Annotated in this window: 13 protein-coding genes; 6 read left to right on the top strand and 7 right to left on the bottom strand. The window is 44.4% G+C overall.

Annotated features, from left to right (window positions below; translation table 11 throughout):
• Window positions 1-339: 339 nt before the first annotated feature.
• Genes ACI39P_RS07325 through ACI39P_RS07315 form a run of 3 tightly spaced genes read right to left on the bottom strand, consistent with a single transcriptional unit; the run spans window position 340 to window position 3,254 of the window.
• Window positions 340-1,629, bottom strand: coding sequence for a TRAP transporter large permease subunit (locus ACI39P_RS07325; protein WP_439720015.1), 1,290 nt, complete (start codon window positions 1,627-1,629; stop codon window positions 340-342).
• The gene (locus tag ACI39P_RS07320; protein WP_439720014.1) at window positions 1,626-2,114 is read right to left on the bottom strand and encodes a TRAP transporter small permease subunit; all 489 of its coding nucleotides are present in this window, start codon (window positions 2,112-2,114) and stop codon (window positions 1,626-1,628) included. The genes ACI39P_RS07325 and ACI39P_RS07320 overlap by 4 nt, the downstream gene beginning before the upstream one ends.
• Window positions 2,115-2,135: 21 nt before the next feature.
• Window positions 2,136-3,254 carry a TRAP transporter substrate-binding protein gene (locus tag ACI39P_RS07315; protein ID WP_439720013.1) on the bottom strand — a complete coding sequence of 373 codons (1,119 nt, stop codon included), beginning with the start codon at window positions 3,252-3,254 and terminating at the stop codon, window positions 2,136-2,138.
• A 562-nt stretch (window positions 3,255-3,816) separates the two neighbouring features.
• On the opposite strand from ACI39P_RS07315, the gene ACI39P_RS07310 reads away from it, so the two are divergent.
• Window positions 3,817-4,533 (top strand): GntR family transcriptional regulator, encoded by a 717-nt coding sequence (locus tag ACI39P_RS07310; protein ID WP_439720012.1) that lies wholly within the window; start codon window positions 3,817-3,819, stop codon window positions 4,531-4,533.
• 74 nt (window positions 4,534-4,607) lie between these two features.
• Here the strand turns inward: ACI39P_RS07310 and ACI39P_RS07305 are convergent, their stop codons facing one another.
• The 3 genes from ACI39P_RS07305 to ACI39P_RS07295 form a co-directional block, all read right to left on the bottom strand.
• Window positions 4,608-5,213 (bottom strand): hypothetical protein, encoded by a 606-nt coding sequence (locus tag ACI39P_RS07305; RefSeq protein WP_439720011.1) that lies wholly within the window; start codon window positions 5,211-5,213, stop codon window positions 4,608-4,610.
• Window positions 5,214-5,225: 12 nt separating this feature from the next.
• Complete coding sequence (locus ACI39P_RS07300) at window positions 5,226-6,188, bottom strand: recombinase family protein (protein ID WP_439720010.1); 963 nt, start codon at window positions 6,186-6,188, stop codon at window positions 5,226-5,228.
• 107 nt (window positions 6,189-6,295) lie between these two features.
• Window positions 6,296-6,532, bottom strand: a complete 237-nt coding sequence (locus ACI39P_RS07295) for a hypothetical protein (RefSeq protein ID WP_439720009.1) — start codon at window positions 6,530-6,532, stop codon at window positions 6,296-6,298.
• 132 nt (window positions 6,533-6,664) lie between these two features.
• Between ACI39P_RS07295 and ACI39P_RS07290 the strand changes: the two genes are divergently transcribed.
• Together ACI39P_RS07290 and ACI39P_RS07285 are read left to right on the top strand one after the other, a co-directional pair.
• On the top strand, window positions 6,665-7,360 hold the full coding sequence (locus ACI39P_RS07290) for a S8 family serine peptidase (protein ID WP_439720008.1): 696 nt from the start codon (window positions 6,665-6,667) through the stop codon (window positions 7,358-7,360).
• A 17-nt stretch (window positions 7,361-7,377) separates the two neighbouring features.
• Complete coding sequence (locus tag ACI39P_RS07285; protein ID WP_439720007.1) at window positions 7,378-7,806, top strand: hypothetical protein; 429 nt, start codon at window positions 7,378-7,380, stop codon at window positions 7,804-7,806.
• Between the two features lie 76 nt (window positions 7,807-7,882).
• Here the strand turns inward: ACI39P_RS07285 and ACI39P_RS07280 are convergent, their stop codons facing one another.
• Window positions 7,883-8,602: a helix-turn-helix domain-containing protein gene (locus tag ACI39P_RS07280; protein ID WP_439720006.1), complete on the bottom strand. Its 720-nt coding sequence runs from the start codon at window positions 8,600-8,602 to the stop codon at window positions 7,883-7,885.
• Between the two features lie 723 nt (window positions 8,603-9,325).
• Between ACI39P_RS07280 and brnQ the strand changes: the two genes are divergently transcribed.
• The 3 genes from brnQ to ACI39P_RS07265 all read left to right on the top strand — a co-directional run bounded on the left by brnQ (window position 9,326) and on the right by ACI39P_RS07265 (window position 12,275).
• Window positions 9,326-10,645: a branched-chain amino acid transport system II carrier protein gene (brnQ, locus tag ACI39P_RS07275; protein ID WP_439720005.1), complete on the top strand. Its 1,320-nt coding sequence runs from the start codon at window positions 9,326-9,328 to the stop codon at window positions 10,643-10,645.
• 221 nt (window positions 10,646-10,866) lie between these two features.
• Entirely contained in the window at window positions 10,867-11,355 is a 489-nt protein-coding gene (locus ACI39P_RS07270) for a sigma-70 family RNA polymerase sigma factor (RefSeq protein ID WP_439720004.1), read from the top strand.
• A complete protein-coding gene (locus ACI39P_RS07265) occupies window positions 11,352-12,275 on the top strand; it encodes a DUF3298 domain-containing protein (RefSeq protein WP_439720003.1) in 924 nt (307 codons plus the stop codon). Before ACI39P_RS07270 ends, ACI39P_RS07265 begins: the two co-directional genes overlap by 4 nt.
• Window positions 12,276-12,317 lie beyond the last annotated feature (42 nt).

Genomic DNA, 12,317 nt, shown 5'->3' with positions numbered 1-12,317 from the left:
TTAATAAATTATGAACATTTCTTATAAAATTTCTTCTATTTAAATTCTGTTTCAAACAGATCCTTTTTCGTTATTTCATGCAGGCACTCATGTCACGGGTTCAAATGATGTTTTTCGGCAAACGAAAAACCCCCGCCTGCTGTCAGGCGAGGGCTTTCCCGGAGTTCAATATGAGCTGCATCTAATTGGGGTAGATGAAGGTCATCGAGTTTTAACCGTAATAGTAGAACATACAAAGCGCTGTCATCAAAATGATGCCGCAGTCCAGCAAACTTTGTATTATTTTTTTCGAAATACTCATATTAATCAACTCCTTGAGAAGCTTTTACCAAAATGTCCTTAGCCCATCAGGTTAGGCAGGAACATGGAGATTGCAGGAATATAAGTGATACACAGCAGTGTGATAATCATCAGCGCCAGGAAAGGAATGATACCTTTGATGACAGTATCCAGCGTGGTTTCCCCTACACGGGATGCAACGAACAGGTTTACGCCCAGTGGAGGTGTGATGAAGCCAATAGCCAAGTTAACAACCATGATGATACCGAAGTGTGTAACATCTACGCCCATTGCTGTTACAACGGGGTACAGGATAGGTGCCAGAATCATGATAGCACACAGGGTTTCCATGAAGCAGCCAACGATCAGCAGCAGCACGTTGATCAGCAGCAGGATAATGATCTTGCTGTCTGTCAGAGCCAGCATAGCAGATGCAACTGTAGTAGGGATACGTCCCAGTGTCAGCACTTTGGAGAAACCTGCAGCACAGCCGATAACGATCAGGATGGAGGCTGTTGTTTCACATGCGTTCTTTGTGCACTGAATCAGTTTTTTCAGATCCAGTTCTTTGTAGATAACACAGCCAACGATCAGGCTGTAGATAACGGATACAGCAGCTGCTTCTGTTGGTGTGAAGATACCGCCGTAGATGCCGCCCAGGATGATAACGGGAGACAGGATTGCCCAGAAACCTTCTTTTGTTTCATGGAGTGCTCTCTTCACACTGAAGGGTTCATCGTCGCCCTTGTAGCCCATCTTCTTTGCATAGAAGTAGGAGTAAGCGATCAGTACCAGGCCAATCAGGATACCAGGTACGAAACCAGCCAGGAACAAAGTAGATACGGAGCTGTTTGTTGTTACAGCGTAAATTACCATAGGGATACTGGGAGGAATGATAACGCCGATGGAACCAGCCGCTGCGATCAGCGCCAGTACGAATTTTTTATCATAGCCTTTTTCCAGCATTGTGGGGATAACCATACCGCCAACCGCAGCAACAGTAGCGGGGCCGGAACCGGAAATCGCCGCGAAGAACATACATACAACGACTGTTACGATAGCCAGGCCACCCTGGATTCTGCCGAAGAATACGTTGGCCAGATCCAGCAGTCTCTTGGAGATACCGCCGCCGCCCATCAGTTCACCGGCAAAGATGAAGAAGGGGATCGCCATGGTAGGGAAGGAGTCACAGCCTGTTACCATGTTCTGGGCAATGAAACCCAGTGTCAGCTGTTTTGTGTAAAGAATATAGCCCAGAGATGCAATACCCAGGGAGAAACCAATGGGAACTGTCAGCACCAGACATGCAATCAATGTAAGAAATACTACTGCAGCAATTGTACCTGTCATGCTTCAGCCACCTCCTCGTGATTTTTCAATGCTTTCACTCTTCTATAGATACACTGAATCTGACGAATCCCTGTCAGTGCCATACCGATCATAGGAGCAGCATATACAAACTGCATAGGGATACGCATAGCGGGAGACATCTGGCCGGACCAAGCGATCTTATTGAATACGGTTACGCCTGTTACCGCGATGAAGATGGAGAAGCCCAGAACGATCAGTTCGCTGAGGATCTCAATGTAAGGACGTGCTTTTTTAGGATACAGATTGATCGCAGCGTCGATACGGATATGTTTTTCTCTTCTTGCTGTATAGCTTACGGAGAAGTATACCAGCCATACAAACATATATCTTGCTAATTCTTCAGACCATGTCAGGGAGTTCTGGAATGCGTAACGCATGACAACCTGGATGAAGATGATGATACTCATTGCAAAAATCAGTGGAATCATAAAAAATTCTTCCAAATGATTCATAAACCATTTCATAGTTTTCGCCCCTTTCCTAACTTAACCTTCCTCAGGGAATTTTGCCTTTGCTTTTTCCACTTCGCTGTACAGCAGGTCTACAACAGAAGGATCTGCTACTTTTTCATAAGCCATTTCCTTCAGGCCTTCACAAGCTGCCACCATTTCTGCTTTTGCTTCGGGGGACAGGTCGCTGTATTCCATGGAATCACAATTTTTGATGTTTTCAATTGCAACTGCTTCGTATTCGGAACATCTTTCACGTTCGTAAGCAACTGCTTCATCAGAAACTTTCAGTACGATTTCCTGCTGTTCCGGTGTCAGGCCATCAAATTTCTCTTTACTCATCAGGATCAGGTAAGGAGAATAGATGTGTTTTGTATATGTATAGTGGCTCTGTACTTCATAGAATTTTGTCTGCCATGTCAGTTCAGCACCATTATCCTGGGCGTCTACTGTTTTCTGCTGCAAAGCTGTGAACAGTTCCGTGAAAGCCATAGGTGTGGGGTTCGCACCGTAGTTTTTCCACTGCTGCAGCTGCAGTTCATTTTCCATGATACGAATCTTGATACCCTTCAGGTCTGCCATAGAGTTGATGGGTTTGTTTGTGGACAGGGTACGGAAAGAGTTTTCCTGCCACTGCAGCAGCTTAAAGCCGGAATCTTCCAGGCCTGCTGCCAGTCTGTCGCCCAGAGGGCCGTCCAGAACTTCATATACCTGCTGTTTGTTATCAAACAGCCAAGGGATATCCAGACAGAAGATATCATTTTCAAAGGAAGCTACTGTTGCATTTGTTGCCAGTACGATGTCGTAGTTACCAAACTGGCAGCCTTCCAACAGTTCACGTTCAGAACCAAGAACGTTGTCGGTGTAAATATCGCAGCTCAATGTGCCGCCGGATTCCTGTTCCAAACGCATTTTAAAGAATTTTGCAGCGTCGATGGTTGCAGGAGCATTCCCCAGTGCGTAGATGAAATGATAGCAATCATCTGTCAATTCTACGCCGGATTCAAAGTTTACAGGTTCTACCTTCTTTTCTACAAAACCAGTATTTGCTGTTGTGTTTTCATCTGTTGCAGCATCTTCAGAACCGCCGCAGCCCGCCAGACCAAACACTGTAACCGCTGCCAACATGGCAGCAAGGCCTTTTTTCAAGATCATACAATTCCCTCCTCAATATTGAACTTAATAGCCCGGTGTGTTGTTTTTCCCGATCCGTTCCTTTTTATTGGACCAATAGGAACCGGAAAGGTTCTTTGGTACTGTTACTCTGTTCTCTCTTGTGACACAAAACTACTTAACAAAACTTCTTTTTTCGCGAAAAAAACTTTTTTTAGACATAAAACGTCTTTTTCTGCATTATAATACTCTATTTTTCCACTGTCAATAAACAAAAAATCCAAAAAAGAAGGTATTTTTTAATCAAATAAAACTGTTTTTTTGGTAAAAATATCTAATTAAATTCTAATTATGTCTTTCAAATGTCTTTCTCTAGGCAACTTTTGTCCCACATAAAACTTACATTTTGCAGTTTTGCAGTCATTTTTGATTCAAAATAAAGTTTTAAAATCATTTTTCAATCTTTTTTGTGTCTCAAATTTAAAAAAAGATGTTGTTTTCTAAAAATTAATAGACTTTTTTAAATACATGGTGTATAATAAACTATATGATTTATAGGTCTGCCTTTCAGGTGACAGAAAAATTTGAAAGAAGGCGAAAGATTTTGAAAGGAACTGATAATAAAGAAGAGTTATCTGGCAAAAAACTTACACTGACAGATAAGATCTATCACGATATTAAAGATGATATTATCGCCAAGGTATTCCAGCCTGGAGAAAAATTAAACATCAAAGAACTTGCCAGAAAATATCAGGTTAGCGATACGCCTGTAAAACAGGCTTTGCAAAGGCTGGCAGAGGAAAAAATGGTAGTCAACACCCCCAATAAAGGGATGAGTGTCAGAGCTCTGACTCCCCATGAACTGCAGGATATTTTCGATATGCGGCTGATGATGGATACTTTCTTTGTAAAAGATATCGTAACAACATTGAATTATAATCAAACCCTGCGTCAACAGCTGATCGACTGCTTGGAAGCACAGCGCAAATTCGTTGAAAACAGTGATTCGAATCACAAACCCGATGAATTCTTTGAATTGGATATGGATTTCCATACATTATATCTGACAGCTTCCGGCAACCAGAAGGCAGTAGATATCTTCAGAGATTTGCAGCCCTTTACCTATGCCTCCGGCACGTATGTAAGCCAGCCCCATTACAGAGACTGCGAATGTGTAGAAGAACATCAGGCGATTCTGGATGCAGCACTGGCGTCCAATCTGGATGCATTAAAAGCCGCCGTGACGACCCACCTGAACAATTCCAGAAAAGCACTGCTTCTGATTTTTAAAGTAAATCAGATCGTTTGCCCCGAAGAATAAAGAAGAAAATGAAAAAAGCCTGTTCCAAACCACAGCCGGTTGGAACAGACTTTTTTATTTTCTGTTGATCGATTTTAAATAATAAAAAGCGGATAAACCTGATGTGCATCCATGCTCATTTCATTCCAGTAGGTGCGGAATGTATTTGCATCCAGCTCTGCTTCATTGGAAAGCACGCAAACTGTATGCTCCGCGCTGCCTTCCTCCAGAGAAAAGCCTTCCAATACCGTCAGGCATTCAAACACTTTTGTTGTATAATCCTCTTTTTTGCTATATTCATAGCCATCTCTGGTAATATCTGTAACCACCAGATAACTGCCGTCAGCCAAATGCTTTACATAATCCAGCATTGCACCGCCATTTTTGGAAAACTGGCAGACAATCACAGTATCTGCCTTTCCTGCCGCAAAGGCATCCCAGTTTTCCTGCCCGCCGACAACGGCTCCGTTTTCAATAGTATAAAGCCCTGCAGCCGCCGCATCAACCGCTGTCAGGTCTGTCGCATAGCCCTGCAGTTCTGCCTGCATCTGGTCTGCTGTCTCCTGCGTTTCCCCATCCAGTTCTACCGTTTCTTCCACATTCTGTTCTTCTGTCTGAGGTTCCTCTGTTTTGCTGCCGCAGCCAGCAACGCCGCAAACCAAGACTGCGGCGAACAGTACCGCTAACATTCTTTTTTTCATCATTTTTCCTCCTTATAAATCACTTTTACATTTCGACGACCGGGAGTTTTTTTCCAGCGGGCGAACTTTACGCTGTCGTGCCATTCTTCTCCCTACTTCCGCGAAAATTTCTTTTTTTATGACAGCTTCATGGGTATTTTCCACCACAATCCACTGATCTTTAGGCAATTCTCGGGTCTTTTTCTCCTTAAAGCTGATCTTTTCTTCTTTCCCCTGTGCCATATGCCCCAGATAAACAGGATTTTGCAGAATCTTCCGCACCGTTCCCGCAGACCATTTGCCCCAGTCTTTCCGCCCCAAATCTTGTCCTCTTTGTTTTTTTATTTGGGTAGGCGTCAAAACCCCTTCCGCCGTCAATCGTTCTGCAATCATTTTACAGGAAAGCCCCGATAAGTACAAGTCATATATTTTTTCCACCACCGGCGCCGTTTCCCCATCCGGAATCAGATGATGGCGTCGGGCAGGGTCTTTCAGATAGCCATAAGGAGCATAATTGCCAAGGAACTGCCCTTCTTCCATCTTGCGGCGAAACACTGCACGGATATTTTCCGAAAGCTCCTCGGAATACCACTCATTGACTAAACTGTTGATCTGCCGGGCTTTTTTATTTGCCCGCAAAGCCGTATCCACATGGTCTACCACCGTTACAAAACGGATGCCCCACAACGGAAACAATTGGTGAAAATATCGCTCCGCCGTGGCGGCGTTTCTGGTAAAACGGGATTGGGTCTTACACAATATGATAGAAAACCTGCCCTCTTTTGCCGCTTCCAGCATCTGCTGAAAGGCAGGTCTGTCCTCCCGCAGGCCGGAATAATCCTCATCCGCATAGACGCCATAGACCTTCCACCCCTGCTTTTCAGCATATTCCCATAAAAGAGATTTCTGATTCTGGATACTCTCACTTTCTGCCATACCTTTCTCCCTATCCTCCACAGAAAGCCTGCAATAGATTGCTGCTGTTTCCCCCTGCACGGCCGCCGCTCCTTTTTTTCTTCCTTAGAAAAAAATATACGGTGATTGTTTCATTTTATCCATAAAATAAAAAAACCGCAATAAATATTACGGTTTTTAAGCAAATCTTAAAGTCCTCTGAAGATATATTTTTTACATTTGGGACAAACAGCATCCTCATGGATTTTGCGGCGGCAATCCAGCCCCTTGCCGCAGTGGGGACATCTATACAGCTTCACTTCCAGGAAAATATCCAGCGCCACAATAATAATCATCAACGGGATATTCCCGGCAAATACAAAAGCCATGGCCGCCAACGCATAGAGTACCAAACTCAATTTCTGGAATTTTTTAAACTTTGCCATTAATGCGTTTCCTTTTTCTGATAAGGCTTGCACAATTTCGACCCCCTTTTTTCAGATTCTTTATCTTTATTTTACAACAAATATATAAAAAAAGCAATAAAAACCAAGGCTTGTTTGTGAAAGTGTACTTACGTGACCCATGTCACGGGTATCGCCTGCGGAAACGGCTGGAATTCCGGAGGCATCTATCGGGGGATCGCCCCGGATACAAATATCGTTTCCGTTAAAATATTGGATCGGTATGGGCAGGGAAATTCCACCCATGCGGTACTGGGTTTGAGATGGATAATGGACAATGCCCGAAAATATAATATTAAAGTAGTAAATCTCTCCATCGGCACCAATGACAGAAAAGTCAACCTGCCCTTGAAGGAAGCCGTCGAACGGCTCTGGCAAATGGGCATCGTGGTGGTGGCCGCCGCAGGAAACCCCGATGGGCGCAACGGCTATCGCCCGCCCCCTGCCGTCAGCAGCGGTGTCATTTCCGTAGGCGCATGGGAAGACAGGAACTATTTTCAGACTCCTTCCTTCTCCTTTTTTACCCAAGGGGAAATGCCTGATCTTTGGGCGCCGGGGGAAAATGTTGTTTCCGTGCTTTCACCGGATTACGATTTCAGCCTGCCCAACCGCAGCCGCAGCAGCATCGTTGAAAAAAATTATATCACCATGAGCGGCGCATCCATGGCGACTCCTCTCATCAGTGGGGCAGCTGCCCTGCTTCTTGCGCGGAACCCCCGTGCCCGTCCTTGGGAAATCAAAAAGCTGCTGCTGCAAAAAGCCAGACCCTTTGGCGGACTTCTGACAGAGGAGGTCTGCCGCACATTTTGAAGAAAGGTGGTTTTCTTATGTCCGAAAACACTGTTTACACCCTTGCTAAGACCCTCCAGAAAACCGATGGACTGGAAAAGGATTTTTCCCAGCTGCTCTCCAGTCTGCGAGACACCATCGAAAAAGAATATCTATTGAAGATCCGCTCCGCCGCCAATACGGAAAAAGCCTTCGCCGTGGAACATCCGCCCCGGGAAGTGACCCTGCTCCGGGCCATGTCTGCCTTTATGGATGAGAACGGCAAGCAGCAAATTGACCGCATGACAAAAAGCCTGCTGTTTTTGCATACTATGCAGCATATCCAACGAGGCGTAGCGGATTTTTCCGCGGGCAATCTGCTGGAAGCCCGCAGCGCAGAGGGCGGTGCCCCTGAAGATCTGCCTTCCCCCCAGTCTGCCCAAATGGCAGGGCTGCTGCTCACGCTGGCCCTTGCAGATCAGTTTTAAAAGAAAAAAGCCTCAAACCCTTTTGGGTTTGAGGCAAATTTATTCCGGGAAATTTTAATGCAAAGAACATCTTTCTTCACGCATGATTGCTTACAACAAACATATTCATCTTTTTCAATACCCGAATGTCTTCCTTAGAAACCGTCAACTCTTCTTTCAGTTCATCGTTTTCCTCCAAAATTTCGGGAGACAGGATAAATTTGAAGCAGGCAGGCAAAATGGGCTGTGTGGACAGACCGCAGTATAACCCCGCCATCCTGCCGCTGTGGCTAAAGGAATTGATGGCATAAAGAAAGGCTCTTTCCACCTTATTATTTTGATTTTCAAAATTGAAGTTTACAAAAGTATCATAGCGGCGCATCGTTCCGTGATACAACAGCTTACACTGATAATAATTTGCAAAATCCTCCAGATACGCATACATATTTGCGCTGAACACGCCATTTTCCTCCCCGCCATCCTGCACTTCTATGACATTGCGGGCAATGCGGCTGCGTCTTCCGTCGTAAAAATACATATAATATCTGCTCTTTCCCAGCTTGCGTTTGGTGGATTCCCCCGCTTCCTCCTTCGGCTGGCCGGCCTCTTCATAATCAATCAGCTGATTCACGGAAATCTCCAAAGCCTGCGCAATGGTAAACAGTGTTTCAATATCAATAGAGATATCCCCATTTTCATATTTGGAAACGGTTGCTTTGCTTTTATGAATCTTCCCCGCAAATGCTTCAATGGTCAGATTCTTTGTTTTTCGGTATAAACGAATCCTCTGCCCCACATGGATACTGATTTCTTTCATCTCTCTCACCTACATTTTCTCTTATAGTAATCTATCACTCCTGTAAAAAATGTTCTTTTTCTGGATTAGCTTCATTATAGTATAAAGAACTCTATAAAAAAAGTATTCTTTCCCATACGTTTTCCTTTTTTATGGAAACTTAACACTGAAATTTTCACGAAAAAATACCGGGCCTTCCTTTTTCCAAAACTGTTTCCTGATACGACTGCTGTTCCGAAAAAAATGCACCGCATTTTTCGGGCATTTCGCATCCTATTCGGCCCAAATGTTTCTTTTGGCTAAATTTTTCCCATTTATTTACAGATGAAATACAAATGTATTGTTCATCATTGTAACATACAAAAATGAGAAAATCCATAATTTTTTCTCCATAACATCTAAAATAATTTTGCTGAATCCCGAATAACATTATGCAATTTGATGAATGTATTTCTAAAAAAACGACTGTAATCCCCTTTCGCTATTGACATTATGTCAATTTCATAATAATAATAAAATCTATGAATTCTCTTTCATTTTTTCATAGTTTTTTCTTAAATTACGTGTTTTTCTCTTATTTTTCTACTCTGAATACAAAAAACAATCTTCTTCGTTTCCCTAAACTATTTTTTACTGATTTGCCCAAAATTCATTTTTCAGGCATAATAAGGATTGTAGGACAACCGAATCTTTTCACTTCGGTACATCTTTGAGAAAAGTTTTGTTTAGGAGGAGTTCAAAAGTATGAGAAAAAAAACAAGTTTAAAGGACATTGCAGTAATCGGGCTGGCGTTGTTTGCAATGTTTTTCGGCGCCGGCAACCTGATTTTCCCCCCTTACCTTGGCACAAATGCGGGCAGTGAATGGTTCACAGGATTCCTGTGCTTCTTCGTGGCCGATGTAGGCCTGGCTCTGGTAGCGATCCTTTCCATGATCAAAAGCGGCGATGTTTCCATTCAAGGTGTCACAAAAAAACTGGGTTCCGTTCCCTCTGCCATCATCAATACTCTGATCGTTCTGTGTATCGGACCTTTTCTGGCAATTCCCCGTACCGCAGCAACCACCTTTGAAATGGGCGTAATGCCCCTGTTCCCTAGCATCAATAGCTGGATGTTCGGCGCTGTTTTCTTCGGCCTGGTGCTGCTGTTCACCGTGCGCCCCTCCGGCGTTGTTGATATCATCGGGAAATACCTGACACCAATCCTGGTGGCCTGCCTGCTGGCGATGATCGTCATTGGTTTTGTAAACCCCATCGGCGATATCAGTACAGTAGCAAAATTCGACACTATAAAAGAAGGTATCCTGTCCGGCTATCAGACCATGGACGTTCTGGCTTCCATCGTATTTGTTATCATTATTATTTCCGCCGCAAAGGATAAAGGCTATACAGAAACGAAAGACACCATGAGCGTTGTCATCAAATCCAGCATTTTTGCTGCCATTGCCCTGTTTGTCATCTATGGCGGGTTGGCATTCCTGGGAGCGACAACCTCTGCCGGCGGCTTTGAAAACTATAATCAGACAGGTCTGGTAGTAGCCATTACCCAGTCTTTGATCGGTAACTACGGTGTATTGGTTCTGGCGATCATCGTATTCTTCGCCTGCCTGACCACAGCCATCGGTCTGGTTTCTTCCTGTGCATCCTATTTTGAAGGACTGACAAAGGGGAAGGTTTCCTACACAAAGGTAGTGATCCTGACGGTTGCCTTCAGCTATATCGTATCCAATTTCGGTATTTCTACAATCATCAGCATCGCTTCCCCTGTGCTGAGCCTGCTGTATCCCGTCGTTCTGGTAATGATCGTGCTGAATTTCTTCGGCAGCCGTATCAAAAACAACAATATCTATGTTTTCGCGGCAGCCTTTGCTCTGGCGGCCAGTGCGGCAGAAGTTCTGTGCGGCTTCGGTCTGCCCCTGGAATTTATCAATAAACTGCCTTTGGGCTCCTTCCAGTGCGGCTGGATTGTACCCGCGATCCTTGGCGGTATAATCGGGAAGTTCGTTCCTGTTTCCGGAAAGAGTTTCTCTTTCAGCAAAGATGAAGAAGACATTGATGCCATCTGATTCCATATGATACAATTACCACTGTCTATTGGCAGTGGTATTTTTTTATTTCCCAATAAAATTCCCACAGCAAATTCTTTTCCGGAAAGGCATGGGAATGTTTTTATAAAAAAACTTTTTCCGCAGCAAACTTTTTTCCTTTCCATACCATCTATACTACAGAAAACGAAAACAAAGTTTTCCAAGCTGACCGGAAAGCATAATAAACAGGAGGTACCCCTATGCAGGACATTTATGACTGCACTGTGCAATATATCATTGAAAATCAAAACAAATTTTATCGTCTGGCATACAGCTATGTACAGGAAGAGCAAGCCGCGCTGGATGTGGTGCAAAATGCCATCTGCCGCGCTTTAGAAAGCTGCTTTGGGCTGAAAAATCCCCTGGCACTGAAAACGTGGTTTTACCGTATCCTTGTCAATGAATCGCTGCAATATCTGCGCAAACAGAAAAAAGAAACGACGCTGACGGAAGAACATACTGCCACCCTCACCTATCGTGAACCGGCCTTCGATCAGGACACTGCAGCCTATGAAGCCGTGATGCAGTTACCAGAACCCATAAAAACCGTCGTACTCCTCCATTATTACGAGGACTTGACCCTAAAACAGATCGCAGAAATCACTGACACCCCTTTAAGCACCGTAAAAACCCGGCTCTACAGTGCTCTGAAAAAACTCAGACTGACTTTGAAGGAGGAGACTTTATGAATCCCGAAAACGGCAAAAAGACCTATGAATCCATTGAGATCCCCGAAAAACTGAATGAAATGGTAGAACAGACGATTGCATCCAAAAATAAGGAGGAACTTCGTATGCACTTCGAAAAAGAGAATGAAACAAAGAAATCTGTATCCCATCGTCCCGTGTGGAGAGGCTGCGTTGCTGCAGCAGCGGCTGTTCTGGTTGCAGGCACAGTGGGCCTGAATGCCAGCCCCGCCTTTGCGGAAGAGATGAGCAAAGTGCCTGTCATCGGGCAATTGGCACAAGTGCTGACTTTCCGTTCCTTCCAGGGAACAGAAGGCGATGTGGAGCTGAACGTAAACGTGCCCGTAGTACGGGGCGCAGACGGCAAGGAACTGCCCGCAAAAGTAAATGCCCAGATTCAGCAGATCACCGCCAATTATGAAGCCCAGGCAAAGGAAGATATGGCAGAATACAAAAAAGCATTTTTTGAAACAGGCGGCACGGAAGAAGAATGGGCAGGACGTACCATGGATCTGTACATTGATTATGACGTGAAATATTTTGAAGACGACATCCTTTCCCTGGAAGTAACAACAGCCAGAGGCTGGGTCTTTGCTGATGAAGAACGCTCCTACTACAATATCGACCTGAAAAACGATAAAGCACTGACATTGGAGGATCTGTTGGGGCAGGATTACGTTTCCATCTGCAACAAGAGCATTGTGGAACAGATCAACGAGCGGATCGCCAAAGATGAAAACGTTTCCTTCTTCGGCTATGGCAAAAATACCGATGAAATCGGTTCCATCGGCGGTTTTGAAACTGTAGATGCAAACACTTCCTTCTATCTGAACGCCGATGGCGAAGTGGTCATCTCCTTCCCTGAATATTCCATCGCTCCCGGTTATATGGGCATTCAGGAATTTGTAATTGCAAAACCTTAAAAACTGCTGCAAGGGAAACCGTTTCCCTTCTCCCTGATACGC

Source organism: Anaerotignum sp. (assembly GCF_051877975.1).
GTDB lineage: Bacteria > Bacillota > Clostridia > Lachnospirales > Anaerotignaceae > Anaerotignum_A.
Note: the sequence above shows the minus strand (reverse complement) of the source record. Positions and strands in the feature narration are given on the sequence as shown.

Excerpts from the sequence above, each read along its gene's own strand:
- ACI39P_RS07320 (WP_439720014.1), bottom strand. The coding sequence starts at position 2,114 with ATGAAATGGTTTATGAATCATTTGGAAGAATTTTTTATGATTCCACTG.
- ACI39P_RS07265 (WP_439720003.1), top strand. The coding sequence starts at position 11,352 with ATGAATCCCGAAAACGGCAAAAAGACCTATGAATCCATTGAGATCCCC.
- ACI39P_RS07295 (WP_439720009.1), bottom strand. The coding sequence starts at position 6,532 with ATGGCAAAGTTTAAAAAATTCCAGAAATTGAGTTTGGTACTCTATGCG.
- ACI39P_RS07270 (WP_439720004.1), top strand. The coding sequence starts at position 10,867 with ATGCAGGACATTTATGACTGCACTGTGCAATATATCATTGAAAATCAA.
- ACI39P_RS07305 (WP_439720011.1), bottom strand. The coding sequence starts at position 5,213 with ATGAAAAAAAGAATGTTAGCGGTACTGTTCGCCGCAGTCTTGGTTTGC.
- ACI39P_RS07325 (WP_439720015.1), bottom strand. The coding sequence starts at position 1,629 with ATGACAGGTACAATTGCTGCAGTAGTATTTCTTACATTGATTGCATGT.
- brnQ (WP_439720005.1), top strand. The coding sequence starts at position 9,326 with ATGAGAAAAAAAACAAGTTTAAAGGACATTGCAGTAATCGGGCTGGCG.
- ACI39P_RS07280 (WP_439720006.1), bottom strand. The coding sequence starts at position 8,602 with ATGAAAGAAATCAGTATCCATGTGGGGCAGAGGATTCGTTTATACCGA.
- ACI39P_RS07315 (WP_439720013.1), bottom strand. The coding sequence starts at position 3,254 with ATGATCTTGAAAAAAGGCCTTGCTGCCATGTTGGCAGCGGTTACAGTG.
- ACI39P_RS07285 (WP_439720007.1), top strand. The coding sequence starts at position 7,378 with ATGTCCGAAAACACTGTTTACACCCTTGCTAAGACCCTCCAGAAAACC.